This is a genomic window from Bacillus cereus group sp. Bc010, assembly GCF_027716745.1.
Classification (GTDB): domain Bacteria; phylum Bacillota; class Bacilli; order Bacillales; family Bacillaceae_G; genus Bacillus_A; species Bacillus_A pacificus.
In genome coordinates, this window is the sequence record NZ_JAQFUY010000014.1 from 54,385 (window position 1) to 73,784 (window position 19,400).

Genomic DNA, 19,400 nt, shown 5'->3' on the forward strand with positions numbered 1-19,400 from the left:
AATGGGGATTAGAAACATAGTAAGAACGTTTTTCAGTGGCGGAACTAGCGAAATTCCAGACCCGGATTGCCAAACAATACAGTTAAAAGCGGAAATAGCTTATAAAAAACTGTATGTTAACGCCGCTATTGATTTAATCGCGCGCGCTTTAGTGGCATGTGACTTTGAATCTTACAGGGATGGCAAATTAAAAAGAAGTTTGAACTACTATCAATTGAATGTATCACCTAACAAAAACGAAAGCGCTCATGAATTCTGGACGAAAGTTGTGTATAACCTTGTTTACGAAAATGAAGCGTTAGTCATTCCAATAGGCAATGAATTGTGGGTGGCAGATTCTTTTTATCGCGAAACTACGAATGGTTTAAAAGAGTTTACTTACAAAACGGTCTCAATCAACGGCGAATTGCTAAGTAAGACTTACAAAGAATCAGAAGTTTTATATTTCGTGCTTTCGAAGGAGTCTATTAATCAAGTTATTGATAGCTTGTATAACTCATACGGAACATTATTAGCAAAAGCTATGTCTGATTATAGAGGGAATGGAAGACTTAGATTTTTAATGAAAGGTCGTTTCATGAATTCTTTAACGGACGAGAACGGAAAAGCGGCGCAAGCACTTTTTGAGGAGAAAATGAGAGACTATACAAATCCTGAAAAACTTGCTTCTGTTTTATTCCTGCCCGAACAAGTTAATTTAGAAGATCAAAGCAAAGACTTACAAAAGATGGACACACGAGATATTAAAAATCTTGCAAAAGATATGCTAGATTTTGTAGCTTCTGCTTTCCACATTCCGCCATCATTGTTGAGTGGCATAAGTGAAGGTGGTATCTCTACTTCTGGTAACCCAACTGGTGACCTTGACAATTTTATATTATTCGCTGTTCGTCCTATCGGTGAAATGATTGCGGGTGAATACAACCGTAAAATGTTTACTAGAGATCAATTTCTAGCTAAAACTTACATCAAGTTCGACATGAAAAACTTTAAATTGTTTGATCTAACCAAGTTCGCTAATGCTGTGGACAAACTATTCGCCGTTGGTGGTCTTAGTATTAACGATGTGATCGAGCGTTTAGGTGGCGAATTAATCAATGAAGACTGGGCTAATAAACGTTATGTCACTAAGAACTACGAAAGAGCTGAAATAAGTGGCAACTTAAAAGGAGGTGAGAGTGATGAAAATGGAGAAGATCCAACCGAAATTTCTGATGATGGACAACAAGAGTGATTCTGAAAGTAAAAAGGTTGTTGCTTATATGCATGGAACCGTTGGCGCTGGTTGGTGGGGTGACATTAACGCAAGGAAAACGCGCGAAATGTTCGACAATATCGACGCTGACGAAATCGAATTACACATTCATTCCGGCGGCGGTGATGCATTTGAAGGTATCGCAATTTGCAACTACTTAAGAAGCCACAAAGCGAAAGTAACTGCTGTAGTCGATGGTTTAGCCGCTTCAGCCGCTTCATTAATCGCAATGGGCGCTGACAAAATTATCATGCCATCTAATACAACAATGATGGTTCATAGGGCCTCAACTTATGCGTACGGTAATGCTGATTCGTTAGAAAAGCAAGCAAAAATGTTACGCGATGTTGATGACGCTTTGATCCAATCGTATAGAAATCGTTTTAACGGCGAATTTCACGAATTAGAAGCATTACTCGATAACGAAACTTACATGACTGCTGAAACGGCCAAGTCTTATGGTTTCTGTGATGAAATCGTTGATTCAGTAGATAGTGTGGACAACGAAGAACCAGTTATTGAAGAATCCGAAGAAGAAGCACCTATCGAAAATGAAGGTGACAAACGTATTCAAAACGCTGAGAAATCAGCAAAATTTATGGCTTCATTATTAAAATCTATCAAACTATAGGAGGTACTTTACAATGGGTAAAGACTTAGAATCGAAAATTGAAAATGAACAAAATTTAAGCAAGATTTTAGCATCTGGTTCAGCTGAAGAAGTGGACAATGCGTTAGTTGCATTCGCTCAAGGTATTCAAGATAAAATTTTAGCACAAGCATCCGTACAATCTAGTGATCAAGCTGTCTTGGCTGCTCGTGGTGGGCGTGCTTTAACTAGTCAAGAAACGAAATACTACAATGAAGTAATTGCAGGTAACTCTTTTGCTGGTACTGAAGCATTAGTTCCGCCAACTGTTATCGAAAGAGTATTTGAAGATTTAGTTCAATCTCACGAATTACTTTCAAAAATTAACTTTGTAAACGTTGGCGCTTTAACTGAATGGATTCTTAAAAAAGGTGATATTCAAACAGCGTTCTGGGGCAAATTATGTGCTGCTCATAAAGAACTTTTAGACGAAGGTTTCGAAACAATTAACATGAACCAATACAAACTATCTGCTTTCATGCCAGTATGTAAAGCAATGCTTGATTTAGGTCCAGTTTGGTTAGACCGTTATGTTCGCACTGTATTAGTTGAATCCTTAAAAATCGCTTTAGAAGTAGCAATTGTTCGTGGTACTGGTAAAGATCAACCTATCGGTATGATGAAAGATTTATTGAATGTTGCTAACGGTGAAAATGCTGATAAAGCTGTAACAGGCGTTCTAAAAGACCTTTCTCCTTACACTTTAGGTAACATCATGGCATTACTTACTCGTGACGGTAAACGTAACCCTGACAATGTAATGCTTATCGTGAATCCAGTTGATTACTGGGCTAAGATTTACGGCTACACTACACGTCCTAACGCTGATGGAACTTATACTTACAATGTTCTTCCAATTCCAGGTTCAATCGTTAAATCTAACGCTGTTCCAAAAGGAAAAATGGTTGTAGGTATGGCGAAAGATTACTTCTTAGGATTAGGCGGCGCACAACGTCTAGATGTGTACGACCAAACACGTGCTATCGAAGATGAAGATTTATATATCGCTAAAATGTATGCTAACGGTCGCGCGGATCGTAATGATTCATTCCTAGTTTACGATATTACTGGTTTAGTTGATCCAAATGTTCCAGTGACACCACCTGAAGGAAAATAAGGAGTGATCCTTTATGAGTGACAATCAATCACAGGCGACGTTACAGTCGCCTTTTGATTTGTTAGAAGATGTAAAACATGCACTAGCAATCACTTGGGATGAAGAAGACAGGGACATCATAAAGCTTATAGATCGTTCCATTTACTTTATTAATGATTTAGTAGGTGCTGAACTTGATCTTACCGTCAATTTATCCGCAAGAGAGCTAGTTATTAACCGTATTCGTTATGAATACAACAATGCGTTGGATAGTTTCGAAAGTAACTTCAGGCAACCACTTTCACGATTGATATTACATGTCGCAATCGATGAGAGGAAAAAGAACAATGGTGGTTGAACAGCATAGAAAAACATTTAACGACGGATTTATTAGTGTTAAGGAGAAAAAAACGATTCGAAATAGTGCTAAAAAAGTAATCGGACGTGAAAATGTCGAGATTATTAAACTTAGATTTTCGGAACTTTCGTGTCGTGAGATTGATATACAGCTAGTGAATAGTGTGGGGAAACAGTTAGATATGAAGATTGAAACGTTGTATGCTCCTATATTTAAGAAAAAGGATGTGGACAACCTAACTCTCAAATTGCGTGGCGTTTCTTACAGCATTATTAAAGCTGATCGTTTTAAAAACAGTATGTATTTATATCTACAAAAGGTTGGTGGTCTTGATGACACTGAATGAACTTATTGAAAAGTACAATCTTAAATTGGTTGAGCACTTAGAATCATTCTTCAGTGGCGCTCAAGTTTACCAGGACATTGTACAAGAAGATGAAGCTAATCTATCCACAATTAATCATGTGGTGTTTGAAACTGGCGGATTCGAAAGGACAGGCGCTACAAATTACAACCAAGAAGTTACTGTTTATTTCTTCTCGGAAAATAGAGAAGACTTGGACATTCTACAATTGGAATTCATGGGCAGCCTTTCTAAAACTGGCCACACTTGCAATAAATCGCTCAAAGACAGAATGAAAAAGAAAGATACTGAATTCTTTGTGGATGTACTCACATTTGAATTGACGAGGAATATCAAACTTGTCTGCTAAGTTTAGCGTTGATTCGGCGCAATTTGAAGCGTATCAAAGGAATATTGAGCGATTACCAAACGTTGCAGAGAAAATCATTAATGAAGAGTTAAAAAAGAAAATATCACCTATTATGCAAAAGTCTATCCTGGGATTAATCCCTATTTCAGATAGAAAGAAACCGCATGCCAAACTATCTAAATCTATTCAAGGAACTTTAAAAGAAAACTTAACATTAACCCTAAAGCCGAAAGTTAAATACGCATATCTAGTTTTCCCAGATTTAGGCGTCGGTAAGAGTAAAGGTAATAAACCCGAGTTGTTTATGGAGCGCGGTGTGGATAGAGAAACAAACAAATCTGTTGAAGAGCTTAATAAGGCTTTGATAGAAGAAATTAATAAAACATTAGGAGGAAATTAAATGCCTACAACTACTATTGACGTATTTGATGCCGTCGAGATTAAGAACGCAAGTTTACTTTTTAAAGGTGAATCAGTAACAAGCCCTTTCGGATGTATCGGTAAATTAGATGCAGAAACGGAAATCAAATCAATCGCAAAAATTTGCGGCGGTGTAACTAAAAAGAAAAAATCTAAACCAACACAAGTAACGGTTAAAATTTCCGGTCATATGGAACTGAAAGTTGCTCGTGACATTTTCGGGCTTAAAAATGACGGTTTGATTGATAACGTTTACTCTTACGGCATCGACAGTGTGGGGAAAGATTTCGCGTTTGTCGCTGAAGAATACGACACATTTGAAGAAAACAACCGTTTGATTGCGTTCCCTGCATGTTCTGCTGCTACTGGATTCGTTAAGAGTATTGAAAATGGAGCGGATGAATTAGCTGAATTCGAATTAGAAATTACAGCTTTACCAGATGCTTATGGAAAATTCTATTACGAGGGTATTAACTTACCAACAGACGTTCAAACGAAATGGTTAACTAATTTCGATCCTGCTGAACTACAAAAGACGGTTACTCAATAATAAAAAAATATAAAAATACTTAGGGCGCTCTAGTTAGCGCTCTTTAATTTTGTCTAAAAGGAGGGCTTTATAATGACAAACGAAATTACATTAGCCGATGGTGAAGTAGTAAAAATTAACCCTAATTTAACTGCGTGGACGCTATTTAATCTAGAAAAAGAGGGTGTTATTGGAAAATCGTTTTTAAGTACTTTATTAGATACACGGGGCGGCGCAGGGAACGTTGATTTGTTAGATACATTCTGTGTTGTTTATGCAGCTTATCGTCAAGCGAACGTTTCTGATTACATGAATTTTGAATCATTCATGCAAAAATATGAAGTCGATATGACAGAAGCGTTCAAAATCTTTGGGTCTGTATTAAAAAAGCCAAAAGATAAAAACAACATGGCAAAAGGTTTCCAACAAAAAGCGGGAAAAAAGGCTTAACACTTCCAAAATTCGAAATTGAGTACGTTGTAGACTTATATAGCCTATACGTATTTATTTTTGGAATTTCGGAAAACGACTTCTGGCATTTACCTTTACGTGATGTTCAAAGAATAGCAGAAAACAAAAGTGCTTACGAAGGTTGGAAAGCTTACCTTCAGGAGAAAGAGGGTGAAAAATAGTGGCTGGACCTTCAAAAGAAACCGTTATAAAGTTTAGGGCTGATACAACGGATTATAAAAAGAATATTAACGATATAAACCGCGAAAATAGAGCCTTGAATCAAGAATTAAAGTTGACACAAACACAAATGAAGTTGACTGGATCAGAAGTCGATAAACATGCAAATTCTCTATCCACACTGGAGAAACAATATGAACTAGCTAAAAGAAAGACACAAGAAACGGCTCAACAATTACAAAGAGCGAAGCAAGTGTGGGGAGAAAATTCTACAGAAGTAAAAAAGCTTGAAGAAGCGATGAGAAAAGCTCAAATTGCTGAAGCTGAAATGTCAAATAAGATTCAATTGACGACACAAGCATTAGATCGAGCTAGACAAGCTGAAGCGGAACGAAATAGCGAATCTACGAAGTCAAAGCAAAAGTTGAGTGAATTACAACGTGCTGAATCTCTATTAGTAACAGAGACTAATAAATTGAAATCAGCACTAGAAGAAGAACGAGTGGCACTTGGTAACAGCATTTCTGAATCTGAAAAGTTAGAAATGAAACAAAGACATTTGCAGCAACAACTAGAACTAAGTGCGAAATCAGTTAAAAATCTAGAACAACAACTAGAATCAGCAAAAAGCGCGTACGGTACGAATTCTGCTGAAGTTAACAAATTAGAAACAAAGTTAAATGAAGCTAGAACTGCCGAAATGCGATTAAAAAACGAAGTTGAACAAACAAGTACATCGTTAAGAGAACAAGCAAACGTCGCCGAACGAACAGGTAATAAATTAAAAGAAGTTGGCGATAAGACGAAGGAAATCGGTTCTAACTTAAGCACCACTGTTACTCCTGCTTTAGCTGGCGTTATGGGTGTTACTGGTAAATGGGCTGCTGATTTCGATACTTCTACAAAACAAATTCAAACATCTTTAGGTTTAACAGCTAAAGGTGCGGAGAATGTGGGAAAAGTAGCTGAAGAAGTATTTATACATGGTTGGGGTGATAATTTACGCCAGGTAGATGATGCTGTGATGCGAGTGTGGCAAAACATGAAGCAAGTGCCACTTGAAGATTTACAAAGCGTTACAGAAGGCGTTATGGCATTATCAGAAACTTTCGATGTAGATTTAAACGAGACAACTCGTGGTGCTTCAGCTCTAATGACGCAATATGGAGTTACTGGCGATAAAGCTTTAGATATCATAACAGCTGGTTTGCAAGCTGGTTTGGATGTATCGGGAGAGTTTACGGACAACTTAGCTGAATATACACCATTATTCAAACAAGCCGGTTTCACTTCTGGAGAAATGTTATCTATTTTAAAAAATGGATTAGATGCAGGTGCGTACAATCTAGATTATGTCAATGATTTAGTTAAAGAATTCGGTATCCGTGTGCAAGATGGTTCTAAAGGTGTATCCGACGCGATGGGGCAAATGTCAAAAGGGACACAAAATCTTTGGAAAGAATTCGAAGCGGGTAAACGTCCTGCTGCTGACGTATTCAAAGCTGTTATCGGTGAACTAAAAGGAATGGACGATCAAGTTAAAGCTACACAACTTGGTGTTTCTATATTCGGCGTAAAATTTGAGGATTTAGGAAACAAAGTTGTTTACAGTTTAACAGATACAAATGACGAATTAGAACGAACAGACGGAAAAATGAAAGACCTTGTAATGACACAAGAAGAAGCATTCGGAAAGAAAGCATTATCTCTTTATCGTGAAATGCAAAAAGCGTTGGAACCTTTAGGAGAAGTTTTCTTGGATTTAGCGGAACAAGTTTTGCCGATTGTAAAATCAGCCGTCGAATCTTTATCTAACGCTTTCTCTGGACTCTCTCCTGAAGCTAAAAAAACTATAGCTATAATTGGAAGTTTAGCTGTAGTCTTAGGTCCAATACTCATGATTTTGGGTCCGATAATAACGACTATAGGAGGACTTGTAACATCTTTAGGAGGTTTATGTACAGCGTTAGGTTTGACAACAGCAGGCGTCGGGGCGGCAGGAGTTGCTACAGGAGGTCTAGGAGCGGCGTTAGGAACTGCAGCTTTAGCAATTGCTCCTTGGTTAGCGGGAGCAGCAGCGATTGGGGCAGCAGGATACGCTATATACACCGCTTTAAATGAAGAGGCGATACCAGCTGTAGATTTATTTAAAGATCGCGTAAATGTAGCTGCTGATGGTACAGTGCAAAGTGTGGATAAAATATCCAAAAGCACTAAGAAGGTTGTTGGTTCTTATATGGAAATGTCCCAACAAGCCGGTACTGTCGCTATGGAAATGTTCGCACAACAACAAGTTATTACTGATGAGAATCTTCCTCCTATTATTCAAAAATATGAAGATATGAAAAATCAAGTTGTTAGTAAATTCGAAGAGAAGAAGAATGCTGAAATTCAAAAAACACAAGAAGCATTCATGGGAATGAAAACAATAACTGCAGAAGAACAAGCTAATATATCAAAGATGTATACAGATCATTACGAAATGGAAAAAGCAAAAACTCAAGCTGCTAATGATAAAATTGTAGAAATTTGGAATAGAGCCAAAGAAGAAAAACGTGCTTTGACAGCTGACGAAAATAAACAAATCCAAGGATTACGCGAAGTCGCTGACCAACAGGCTATATCGGCGCTATCTAAAAATAAAACAGAACAAGAAGTTATTATGAATAACTTAAAGAATAGCAAAGAAAGAGTTACCGCCGAAATGTTGAGTGACGCTGTCACGAAGATGGAAAAAGAAAAGAATGAAGTTATTGATAAAGCAAAAAAAACTCGAGACGACAGAGTCCGAGCGGCTGAAGAAATGAAACGAGAATTAGGGAGCTCTGCCGAAGGAACAGCAAACAAAATGATTGACGAAGCTAACAAAGAATATAGAGAAGTTAAAAGCAAAGCCGAAGCGACAAAAAGAGAAGGTATAGATAAATTAAAAAATTCTTATAAAGACTTAGAAGATCAAGTGGATACGAGTTCAGGAAACATTCTTAGCGCTTGGGATAAAGTGAAAAGATGGTGGAATAGTTGGAGTATCCTTCCGAAAACGATGACAGTAGAGAAAAAAGAAGTTGGACCTGCGAGTTTCGGGATAGGTAAAACTTCTTCGTATAGCTTAGCCGCGCCGCGATCTTTAGTCCCTGAAACCGTGAGTAGTTTTAGTATGTTTGCTAGCGAAGATATCAGTCCTTTGTATAGTCCTGGCATACTCCAAGGTCTTCCTGAACTAGCAGGAACAACTCTTTCGACACATTATTCAAGAGAGAAAGAACAGAAACCTCAACCACAACAAATCACAAATGAAGTTACTTTCCACACTACTGTTAGAAATGAAAGTGACATGAATAAAATGTTCCAAAAAGCTGATGATTGGTTTGCTCAAAAAGGGCAATCGTTAAACGTTGGAAAAGGAGGTTCCAACCGTGTTTGATATCCGAATAAATGATAAATTGGGGCAAAACTACCATCTTTGCATGGTAGAGCGCCCTAAAATACCAACTGCTAAAAAGAAAGTTGAATTTATTGAAATTGACGGAAGAGAAAACGGTGCTTTAACAAAGGAAAAAGGTTATGAAGATGTTGAGTTTACAGTTGAGTTTAATTTACTCGAAGATGAAAATATCAAACCTTTATTAAGAAAAATAAAAGCGTGGATAATGAGCGCTAAAATCGTTTCCTTTACTGATGATTTCGTTTATAGAAAGATCAAATCAGTGGAAATCGGTGATATTGAAAACGAGATAGAGGAATACGGGAAGTTCCAAGTTACATTCAAGTCCGATCCCTATGAATATGCTATTGAACAGCCAATTACAATAACAAATCCCGTTACAATTATGAATCAAGGTACATTACATTCTTTACCGAAATTAACGATTTACGGAACAGGAAATATAACAATACAGATTAATAGCATTTCATTCCAAGTAAAAGACGTTAATCCTTTTGTTATTGTTGATTCTGATTTAATGGAATGCTACTACAATACAACTCCTATGAATGACAAAATGGTTGGGAAGTTCCCTATATTTAAAGAAGGAGAAAATACAATATCGTGGACAGGAAGCGTTGATATGGTTGATATTGAAACAAGGTGGCGATACATTTGATTACACTTTATAAACCAGACGAAACAGACTTTACCCACAACGGTATAGGCATTCTTGATAATAATATCTATGAAGCTGAAATTGAGGAAATTTTGAACGGTGTTTATACACTAAGGTTTAAGTATCCTCTTTTCGCTCCACATGGATTAGAAATAGATGGACAATATTTAATCAAGGCGCCAACTCCTGATGGTGATCAATTATTCCGTGTGGCAAATCCACATCCAACTAATGGTGAAGTACAAGTATTCTGTTATCATATTTTCTACGATTTGGTAGATAATTTTTTGGAAGATACCAATATTGTTGGTAAATCAGGGATGGGTGCATTAGATCAAGTTAAAGGTGCTCTACAATATCCAACTAAATTTGATTTTTATAGCGATATTGAGAACATCGCGAACGCACGATTAGTTAGAAAAAACCCTGTAGAATTCTTATTGGATAATGGACAAGATAACTCATTCTTGAATCGTTGGGGTGGTGAGCTATTACGAGACAATTTCAACGTTCGAATGTTAGCTAGACGCGGTAGGGATCGCGGTGTTGTAATCCAACATAAAAAGGATTTATTAGGATATGAAGCGGATATTGATTGGCAAAGTCCAATTACAAAGATAATGCCACAAGGAGCTAATGAACTACTTTTACCAGAAAAGTATGTTACTAGTCCACTGATTAATAAATATGTTAATCCTAAAATTAGAAAGATCGATTTTCCTGAAGTTAAAGCTAAAATAGGCGATGCTGCTAATGACGACGATGCATTACCATTACCGGATGCATTAAACAAATTGCGGGCTCTTTCAATAGCGATGTTCAATAATCAGCATGTAGATCAACCTTTAGCGACATATAAAATTAAATTCCAGGAGTTATCTCAAACTGAAGAATATAAAGATTTAGCTGTATTGCAACGTGTTTATATGGGGGATACAGTAACAGTTCAACATTTGGACGAAGGAATTGACGTCAAGGCAAAAGTTGTATCTTACAAATACGATCCATTGAACGAAGAATATATTGATATCACATTAGGAAACTATAAAGAGTCATTTACTGATGTGGCTAACAAAGTAGATAGAATACAAGATAATCTAGACGGATTAGAAACGAGTTTCTTACAAAAAGCTAAGGATCGTGCTACTGATTTGATTAACAGTGGTTTTGGCGGTCATGTTCGTATTTATCCAGAACGTATCTTAATTATGGATACAGAAAAGGAATCAACAGCTAGAAAAGTGTGGCAATGGAATATCAACGGTTTAGGCTATTCTAGTCAAGGCATTAATGGACCATACGGTTTAGCAATGACGATGGATGGATCAATCGTAGCTGATTTCATAACAACTGGAAAATTAAATGCTTCAATGGTTCAAACTGGATTTAATGAATTTAGTAACGTAATTAAATTATTACCTGAGGGTTTAGAGTCGCGAGTCAACGGGAAAAGAAGAATGCAATTAGACTCCATAGGTAGGCTTAATGTATTTGATGATACCGAAACAATGATTGGTTTCCTGGGGTACCAAGGAAAAGCGGATATGCCGGGTAAAAAAGGCGTAAGCGTCGCTATCCGTCCAGGTAGGTTCCTGAGTTTGTCTGTCTACAATACTGACACAGACTACTATAATCCGTATTTTGAGATTGTAGATGACCCTAGTATGTATGGAATGAAAGGTAACCATATGTGGCAAAATTTATTTACTAACGGTTTTAAACTTGTCTTTAACAAAAGTAGTGATGGGATAGCTTATAAATATATACAAAAAATAAGTTTCTCTGATGGTGATAAATTAGCTTTAGTTTCTGATACTGGCATCGCTCTTTCTCGTTTGTCCGGAGATACTGCCATTAATATTTTAGGCATCAAAGACGATTACTCTTACTCTCACGGAACGTTTTACGCCAATGGAGGTATTGGATTCGATGGTTCGGGCACTAACCGCTTTAATAACGGTGTGTTTAAAACAAGTTCATCTTCTTTAGCTGTTAGTAGCGCAACGAAAACAATGCTATGTTATGCGGTTAACGGAAGTTTTTACGAAGTGTTTACTGTTGCTTACAAAAATAATTTAGACGCATATGGCGAGTTAAATATGCATAACTGGGCTATTGTTAATACAACTGTAAATAGAACTTTAGTCAATAACAATATAGACCAACCGCAAACTTTAGTTAGATCGTTAGCAACAGTTAACGCAACCAAAGAAATGTCTAGTGTAATGAATTCTTCCGAAACCTTTACCCACATTGGGGAAGCAGAAACTACAGATGGACAAGTTAAGATTGATTTACCTATTTTCTTTCAAAATGAAACAAGTAATTATCACGTTTTTATTAGTAAATATGGCCGAGGTGATATCTGGGTTTCTGAACGGAATGCAAAATATTTCATTGTGGAAAGCGATAATGATATTTCATTTTCTTATGAAATAAAAATTGTGAAAGAAGAGGAATTATCAATACGACCTATGTTAGCTCGATCTGTAAAAAGAAGATCGAGTATTTTTGACATGGCTGGTGATATGCCAGAAGAAGTAACTGTGGACAATGAAATTAAAATTAATGAATCTGAGTACAAAGGAGTGGAAACAGATTATGAAAACCAGATTAATCCTTGATATAAACAAAACACAATACGCACAATTAAACTCCCTTGTCACTGGAAGGGTAGGTGATAAAGCTAGTAATACCGTGGATGTATATGTTGTTGACGGTTTTATTCCATATAACCTAACTGGAAGTGACGTTTATTTCGAATGTGCTAAACCTGACAATACTTCTGTAAGAGATAAGAATGGAATCACTATGATAGATGCAGCGAAAGGACATTTCGAATACACATTCCCAACACAAACTTTTGCATCCGTGGGAAAATCTAAACAAGCATATTTCACTGTGGAGAAGAATTCAACTGTAAAAGCTACAACTCAAGACTTTATTATAGTTTCATTGCCAAATGCATTGACTAATAGAATTCCATCTAAAACTTACATTTCTCAATTAGAAGAATTGATTTGGCAACTAGAACAAATACAATTAGATTTGTTAAATAGCGAAGCGTATAGAGAAGCTCATGATGCAAAAGAATTCGCAGAACAAGCTAATGAATTATCTATTAATATACAAAAGCAATTAAACGAAATTGTGATTAATGGTGATTCTTCAGTTGAAGCAGCACAGGCGCGGGTTGACCCAAACGGTATAACTTATCCTACTCTGAAAGAGAGAATTGATGTAGATTCGAATAAAATTGGGATTTTGTCCAATGATGTAAGCGAACAAGCCCAACAATTGAAGGATATACATGTTCCTTTTAAAGGATATGAAAACTGTATTATATCTTTTGTAGACGATGACGGTAGAAATGACTTCTTAACAAATTTAAAACCTATCTACGATGAAAAAGGAATCAAAGGAAGTTTAGCTATCACTACAGCGAAAACAGGAACAAGCGGATATCTCACAGTCGATCAACTAAAAACACTGCAAAATGAGGGGTACGAAATTGTGTCTCATGGTCATACACATGCTACATTAAGCGATCTCAGCGATACGGACGCTATAAAAGAATGTGTGTTAGCAAGGGATTTTTTAAAAAATAATGGTTTTAAAGGTCATGATATTTTCGTATATCCTAACGGTGTAAATAAAACCGATGTAAGAACGAAGAATATTGTAAAGCAATACTACAAATGTGGCGTTGCCACTGATGGTGACGATAACATTGCACCTATGGATACTTATTGCCTAGACCGTCTGGATATGGAAACGAGAACGTTAGCTGATTCTAAAGCCGAAGTGGATTTAGCTATCAGTAAAAAGAAATGGCTCATTTTCATGACTCATGGTTGGATGAGAGCCTATGCTGATCCTGCCCGTCAACAACTATTTAGAGACTTAATTGATTATATTAAATCTAAAAATGTCCCTATTGTTACAATTGACGAAGGACTGAAAATGAAAGGTAATGCCATTGAGATTGGTGATAAATCAGCAAACACTAACTACCTATATATATCAAACACAGGTAAATCCGAAAGTAATGTAGACAACAACGGAATGGTTTATAATGCAATTGATGGAGATTTGACAAAATTACCATCATCTTACAAGAAAGGTAAAACAACGGTTTCTAACCATTGGAATGGTGCAACAGGACTTCCTGGCGCATATGGAGGTACATTGTTAACTTTCCGTGATGTAGATGATGCTTATACAAAGCAATTGTTTATCGAAAACGTCACAACTACTGTTTACGTAAGAAGATGGAGTACTGGGTCATCCTCATGGCAATCATGGACAACAGTAAACTACACTGGCACAATGATTACGAAAGATAACGTTGGGTCTAGTTTTGATGCTAGTATTACAACTTATACTAAAGGTTCTGTAACTTTTAGTAGATTCACAGGTGCAGGTGCAGGTGCAACCGCGCCAACACCGAATGTAGGGGGAGTTCTAAAAACACACCGCTTCGTGGATACAGATGACACATACTCTTACCAAGAATGGCAACCCCGAACGTCGCCTTTAAAAACATGGAGACGCTTTTGGAATGTTGGCGGAAATACTTGGGGAGCTTGGGAACAGTAAAACTTAACGAAATAAATATTTCAAAAAACACTCCCTTTTTATTATATAATTTGAACGTTAGATAATACGAGGGGGGATACCCCACTGTTTCCGTCATAGCAGATTAGATAATTTGAAAGTACAAGGTGTTCCACTAGAAAAATTAAAATCACTGGCTAACCATTCTGATATTTCTACAACTGAATCTTATTTGAAAGACAGAAGTGAAGAAGATATTGCTGAGATATTTGGAATGGATTCAAGTTGCTTTGCAGCATAAAAAGGAGTGAAGAAATGACAATTGAAATTGGTTTACTTATTGCAATGTTATCACTTGCCGTTAGCTATTTGGGCTATTCATTGAATAGAACAAAGTCTGTAAAGTCTGATGGACAAGAAAGTGCAGAAATGAGAGCAGAATTAGGGTATATCAGGAAAGGAGTTGATGATATTCGGATTGATCAAAAGGCAAGTGAAAAACAAATGATTTTATTTGGAGAAAGAATTACAAGAGTAGAGGAAAGTTCTAAACAAGCACACAAACGCATTGACACTTTAGAAAAGGAGATAAATTAATTATGACAAAAGAGAATATTAAAAAACGATTCCGCAACTGGAAAACATGGGTTGCGGTTTTTTCTTTGCTTGGATTTTTGTTTACAAAGTTTGGTGTTCCAGAAGCTAAGAGCTTTTTGGATGAATTAGCACCTTATTTGCTGTCAGTTGGTATTGCATTAGGTATTTGGTCTGATCATGATGTAAATAGCGAAGGAGACGATAAATAATGGGTTACACTGTAGATATTTCAAAATGGAACGGTAATATTAATTGGCCTGTAGCAAAGCAATACTTAGATTTTGTTATTGCTCGTGTACAAGATGGTTCGAATTATGTAGATCCTTTGTATAAAGGTTATGTACAAGCTATGAAGCAACATGGTATCCCTTTTGGTAACTATGCATTCTGTCGTTTTGTTTCTGAAAATGATGCGCGTATAGAAGCTCGTGACTTCTGGAACCGTGGAGATAAGAGCGCAACAGTCTGGGTGGCTGATGTAGAAGTAAAAACAATGGATGATATGAGAGCAGGGACACAAGCGTTTATCGATGAATTGCGCCGATTAGGAGCTAAAAAAGTAGGTTTATATGTTGGCCATCATATGTACGCTCCTTTTGGTATGGCGAATGTAAAAGCTGATTTTGTATGGATTCCACGATATGGCGGTAATAAACCAGCATATCCATGCGATATTTGGCAATATACTGAAACAGGAAATGTGCCTGGTATCGGCAAATGTGATTTGAATGAATTAATTGGAAGTAAACCTTTATCTTGGTTTACAGAAAAAGAACGACCAGAACAAGCAGTTTCAAATGGTGGCTATCAATACGTTAAATCTGGTGGTTTTGGTATTTCATTGGTTCAGGAAGTCGTAAATGCTATGAATGAGCGTGGAACTAAAGGGAAGGTTGTCTCTGATCCATTAACTGGTTTAGCTTACTTACAAACTGAAGTACTACCTAATGGCGAGCTTGATAAGATTACAGCTTGGATGGATGAAAGAAACTGGTGGTACGAGTACATTAAAAAATAAAACAAAAGAATAGTTTGATTGGCAAAAATAAGAGCCGTCCTATAGGCGGCTTTTTTTATTTCTATGTAATTAGAATTTACTTTTAGATAATGCCTTTAATATTGGATTCATAATTTTACTCATTATACGAAATCCGTTAAAAATAGAGCGAATAACTTTCATAGTAGTTCTCCCCTTATTATTTCCACTCAATTAATGTGTTTTTCTCACAACTATGACATTTAAAGTTGCCAATTCCTTTTTTCACTGTCTGTTTTCTATTGCAATTAGGACATTCTACACGTTGATATCCTAGGGAAGCGAAAACGAATGGAATACCGAAAATAATTAACGGTATACCAACAATTGCCCCTATTATTGTTATAGACAAAACAATTCCTAAAAGAATAAAAAATGAACCTGTTATTAATGTTAATAATCGAGCTATAATTCCTTTTTTAGAAGCTTTCTTTTTCTCAACTTCAATGATATATGAATTTCCGTCTACTGTTGTTCTTAATTCCACAACATCGCCTCCTTAAATTAAGTAAATCATACCAATTAAAACCATATTTTAAAAGTGTGATTTTATATTAATTTAATCAAACGATTTAATAGAAATAAAAATAAGAAGAGAGTGGCATATAAAATGTCCACTCTCTTTTGACCACTGACCACAAATATGACCACACACTCAATATAAATTAAATACATTCAATGTAACGAAAAGAAAATATATTGTTTTTTCTTTGCAGTAGAATGCACAAGGATAATATAAGTTACACTGAAAGATATGATATACTCTATACAGCTCATGTAGAAAATGTAGTGAAGCTTGTTAGAAAGTAAAGTTTATTCATATTCCCTCATGGTATGAGGGAATATTTTCTATGAAGGAGAATATTATGCATAATTATAAATTAACGATTCAGTACGACGGTGCACGTTTTAAAGGATGGCAACGTCTCGGTAATAACGATAATACGATTCAAGGAAAAATTGAAAGTGTCATTTCTGAAATGGTCGGAAAAGAAACTGAAATTATCGGTTGTAGTAGAACAGACGCTGGTGTACATGCTTTGAATCAAGTTGCTAACTTTCAAAGTGATGAGAAGTTAGTGGAACATAAAGTGAAAAAATATTTAAATCAATATTTACCCAACGATATTAGCATTACGAATGTAGAAGAAGTTCAAGATCGCTTCCATGCTCGTTACAACTCTAAAGCAAAAACATATCTGTATAAAATTTGGAATGAAGAGCATACAAATCCATTTATGCGTAAATACAGCATGCATGTTAATAAAAAATTAAATGTGAAAAGCATGAAAGAAGCTGCGAAACATTTAGTTGGTTCACATGACTTTACTGCTTTTTCAAATGCAAAATCAAAGAAAAAGTCTATGGTGCGAGAAGTATATACACTTGAAGTGATGGAAGAAGCAGGATTTGTACAAATTAGAGTAAGTGGTAACGGATTCCTTCATAATATGGTACGAAAAATTGTTGGAGCATTAATTGAAGTTGGGTTAGGACAATTAGATGCCGAGGCGATTCCTCAAATTTTAGAGGAGAAACAACGTAATCAAATTAATTGTCTTGCTGAGGCGAGTGGTTTGTATTTGGAGAATGTTGAGTTTTAATAGTCAGTAAAAAAATCGAGCTGTTTAGGCTCGATTTTTTATGTTCTGGCGTTAAGAAGATTTCTCTTTCTTCATACGTATCTTCAAATTCCAAAAAGCAGCAAGCATAATGGCTGCAAAAGATCCGCTAATTGTCGCGAATAGCTTTGCATAAGGAAAGTTGTTCATATCCATGAACAACATCATACATACAATGGTAGGGAAGAAGGCTAAGTATTGTAATAACTTTAATTTTGTATCACTACTCATATATATCATTCCTTTCAAGTATGTTATATGTTAATTATAGCATATTTTACCAAAAAATTATTTGTACTTGGAAACAGAGTGATCCCGTTTGAGTAGGCAATAAAAGTCTAATCGGTGAGGGCTAGTAATCAGTGGAAGATGGACAAAAACTCCACTGACTGAATTCTTATTTTATATGTGTAAATGCAGTTTTTTAATTCGATATTGTAAGTTTTGCCTACTTAATCCTAAAAACTTTGCAGCTTGTGAAATATTACCATGATACTCTTTTAAAATTTGATTGATGTAGTTCTTTTCCATTTCTGCTATTGTGTGTTTTAACGTTTTTTGCGTATCAGTATCGTTATTAGTTAGGAGGGGGGCATATTGAATTCTTTTTTTATTCGTTCGCGAAAGCGAGTGGGAAGATGAAACGCTGTAATGATATTTTCATCTTCAACTAAATTCATTGAACCTTCAATGACATGTTCCAACTCTCGTACGTTTCCAGGCCAATCATATGCATACAAGAATTCTCTTACATGTACATCTAGATCCGTCACGCCGAGTCCGAATTGAATGTTGTACTTTTCGATAAAGTGCTGAACAAGAGCTGAAATATCTTCTTTTCGTTCGCGTAAAGGCGGGAGACATAAAGTAACGACGCTTAATCGGTAATATAAGTCTTCCCGTAATCGATTGTGTGTAATAGCTTCAAGAGGATCCTCATTAATAGTCGCTATAATACGAACATCAATTTCTTTTTCTTGTGTGCCTCCGATTCTTCGTATTGTTTTTTCTTGTATAGCTCGCAGTAACTTCGCTTGAAGTGCTGGACTTAACGAATTAATCTCATCTAATAACAAAGTTCCTCCGTTTGCTTCTTCAAATAAACCAGCTTTATCGATGGCTCCTGTAAATGCACCTCGGTTCGTACCAAATAATAAGCTTTCCATGAGCGTATCAGGTATAGCGGCACAGTTTTGTGAAATAAATGGTTTGCCTGAACGCTGGCTTTCATTATGGATACTTTGTGCAAATAGTTCTTTACCGGTCCCTGTTTCTCCTACGAGAAGTATGGATGAGGATGTACGAATGACTCTCTTCGCTTCTGTAATGACGGATTGAATAGCACTAGAATCACCGATTATGTGGTCAAAGGTAAACTTATTATTTGGTTTTCGATAAAGGTTTGTTTTCATTGTTTGTTTGGAATGGCTAATCTCTGTTGAAATTTCAATAGCACCTTTAATTTTTCCATTTTCTATTATAGGAAAAGTATTGTTAATCGTCGTAATTTCTTGCCCTTTATTGTTAAAGTATGTTTGTTTTATATTTTTGTTTGTTTTTCCTAACTTTAATGCTTCTATAAGAGTACTATTTTTATTTTCTTCAAATGCGAATACTTCTAAAGGATTTTTATATAACACATCTGAGCGTTCCATTGATTCAATTTCCATCATTTTGCGGTTATAGATAATCGTTTTACTTTCCTCATTAATAATATGAATCCCGATATCGAGTTCATTGAGTAAAGTTTCATATAGCATATTCATTTCCATGATCTGTTTTAAATTAATTTCTTCTGTACGCATAGATTATCTTCTCCTCATTTCACCCTATGA

19 protein-coding genes and 3 pseudogenes are annotated in these 19,400 nt (G+C 36.1%); 19 read left to right on the plus strand and 3 right to left on the minus strand.

Going from position 1 to position 19,400, the window contains the following annotated elements:
* Position 1 precedes the first annotated feature (1 nt).
* From PDQ68_RS16520 to PDQ68_RS16605, 18 genes and pseudogenes are all read left to right on the plus strand, one after another.
* Positions 2-1,234, plus strand: coding sequence for a phage portal protein (locus PDQ68_RS16520; protein ID WP_061182775.1), 1,233 nt, complete (start codon positions 2-4; stop codon positions 1,232-1,234).
* A 28-nt stretch (positions 1,235-1,262) separates the two neighbouring features.
* Complete coding sequence (locus PDQ68_RS16525; RefSeq protein ID WP_328036110.1) at positions 1,263-1,886, plus strand: head maturation protease, ClpP-related; 624 nt, start codon at positions 1,263-1,265, stop codon at positions 1,884-1,886.
* A gap of 13 nt (positions 1,887-1,899) precedes the next feature.
* Positions 1,900-3,021 (plus strand): phage major capsid protein, encoded by a 1,122-nt coding sequence (locus PDQ68_RS16530; RefSeq protein WP_061182777.1) that lies wholly within the window; start codon positions 1,900-1,902, stop codon positions 3,019-3,021.
* Between the two features lie 13 nt (positions 3,022-3,034).
* Positions 3,035-3,358, plus strand: a complete 324-nt coding sequence (locus PDQ68_RS16535) for a hypothetical protein (RefSeq protein WP_061182778.1) — start codon at positions 3,035-3,037, stop codon at positions 3,356-3,358.
* Positions 3,348-3,704 carry a hypothetical protein gene (locus PDQ68_RS16540; protein ID WP_061182779.1) on the plus strand — a complete coding sequence of 119 codons (357 nt, stop codon included), beginning with the start codon at positions 3,348-3,350 and terminating at the stop codon, positions 3,702-3,704. The genes PDQ68_RS16535 and PDQ68_RS16540 overlap by 11 nt, the downstream gene beginning before the upstream one ends.
* On the plus strand, positions 3,691-4,071 hold the full coding sequence (locus PDQ68_RS16545; protein WP_061182780.1) for a hypothetical protein: 381 nt from the start codon (positions 3,691-3,693) through the stop codon (positions 4,069-4,071). The genes PDQ68_RS16540 and PDQ68_RS16545 overlap by 14 nt, the downstream gene beginning before the upstream one ends.
* Positions 4,061-4,471 (plus strand): hypothetical protein, encoded by a 411-nt coding sequence (locus PDQ68_RS16550; protein ID WP_061182781.1) that lies wholly within the window; start codon positions 4,061-4,063, stop codon positions 4,469-4,471. Before PDQ68_RS16545 ends, PDQ68_RS16550 begins: the two co-directional genes overlap by 11 nt.
* A complete protein-coding gene (locus PDQ68_RS16555; RefSeq protein ID WP_061182782.1) occupies positions 4,472-5,041 on the plus strand; it encodes a hypothetical protein in 570 nt (189 codons plus the stop codon). It begins immediately after the preceding gene.
* 72 nt (positions 5,042-5,113) lie between these two features.
* Positions 5,114-5,470, plus strand: coding sequence for a hypothetical protein (locus PDQ68_RS16560; protein ID WP_061182783.1), 357 nt, complete (start codon positions 5,114-5,116; stop codon positions 5,468-5,470).
* A 181-nt stretch (positions 5,471-5,651) separates the two neighbouring features.
* Entirely contained in the window at positions 5,652-9,074 is a 3,423-nt protein-coding gene (locus PDQ68_RS16565; RefSeq protein WP_061182784.1) for a phage tail tape measure protein, read from the plus strand.
* Complete coding sequence (locus tag PDQ68_RS16570) at positions 9,067-9,753, plus strand: phage tail family protein (RefSeq protein ID WP_061182785.1); 687 nt, start codon at positions 9,067-9,069, stop codon at positions 9,751-9,753. The genes PDQ68_RS16565 and PDQ68_RS16570 overlap by 8 nt, the downstream gene beginning before the upstream one ends.
* Complete coding sequence (locus tag PDQ68_RS16575; RefSeq protein ID WP_061182786.1) at positions 9,750-12,377, plus strand: phage tail spike protein; 2,628 nt, start codon at positions 9,750-9,752, stop codon at positions 12,375-12,377. Before PDQ68_RS16570 ends, PDQ68_RS16575 begins: the two co-directional genes overlap by 4 nt.
* Positions 12,355-12,723 (plus strand): annotated as a pseudogene (locus PDQ68_RS16580) (BppU family phage baseplate upper protein); the annotation flags it as partial. The gene PDQ68_RS16575 and the pseudogene PDQ68_RS16580, both read left to right, overlap by 23 nt.
* A gap of 45 nt (positions 12,724-12,768) precedes the next feature.
* On the plus strand, positions 12,769-14,352 hold the full coding sequence (locus PDQ68_RS16585; RefSeq protein WP_270786891.1) for a polysaccharide deacetylase family protein: 1,584 nt from the start codon (positions 12,769-12,771) through the stop codon (positions 14,350-14,352).
* Positions 14,353-14,431: 79 nt separating this feature from the next.
* A pseudogene (locus tag PDQ68_RS16590) lies at positions 14,432-14,611 on the plus strand (site-specific integrase); the annotation flags it as partial.
* Positions 14,612-14,625: 14 nt separating this feature from the next.
* Positions 14,626-14,907, plus strand: a complete 282-nt coding sequence (locus tag PDQ68_RS16595) for a hypothetical protein (RefSeq protein ID WP_061184283.1) — start codon at positions 14,626-14,628, stop codon at positions 14,905-14,907.
* Between the two features lie 2 nt (positions 14,908-14,909).
* The gene (locus PDQ68_RS16600; RefSeq protein WP_000159645.1) at positions 14,910-15,116 is read left to right on the plus strand and encodes a hypothetical protein; all 207 of its coding nucleotides are present in this window, start codon (positions 14,910-14,912) and stop codon (positions 15,114-15,116) included.
* A complete protein-coding gene (locus PDQ68_RS16605) occupies positions 15,116-15,925 on the plus strand; it encodes a GH25 family lysozyme (protein ID WP_061184282.1) in 810 nt (269 codons plus the stop codon). Before PDQ68_RS16600 ends, PDQ68_RS16605 begins: the two co-directional genes overlap by 1 nt.
* Before the next feature lie 178 nt (positions 15,926-16,103).
* Here PDQ68_RS16605 and PDQ68_RS16610 read toward each other — a convergent pair whose 3' ends face one another.
* Complete coding sequence (locus PDQ68_RS16610) at positions 16,104-16,430, minus strand: DUF5362 family protein (RefSeq protein WP_061183170.1); 327 nt, start codon at positions 16,428-16,430, stop codon at positions 16,104-16,106.
* Between the two features lie 379 nt (positions 16,431-16,809).
* Between PDQ68_RS16610 and truA the strand changes: the two genes are divergently transcribed.
* Positions 16,810-17,547, plus strand: coding sequence for a tRNA pseudouridine(38-40) synthase TruA (truA, locus tag PDQ68_RS16615; protein WP_061183169.1), 738 nt, complete (start codon positions 16,810-16,812; stop codon positions 17,545-17,547).
* 51 nt (positions 17,548-17,598) lie between these two features.
* Here the strand turns inward: truA and PDQ68_RS16620 are convergent, their stop codons facing one another.
* Positions 17,599-17,796, minus strand: coding sequence for a hypothetical protein (locus tag PDQ68_RS16620; RefSeq protein ID WP_061183168.1), 198 nt, complete (start codon positions 17,794-17,796; stop codon positions 17,599-17,601).
* A gap of 171 nt (positions 17,797-17,967) precedes the next feature.
* A pseudogene (locus tag PDQ68_RS16625) lies at positions 17,968-19,370 on the minus strand (sigma-54 interaction domain-containing protein).
* Positions 19,371-19,400 lie beyond the last annotated feature (30 nt).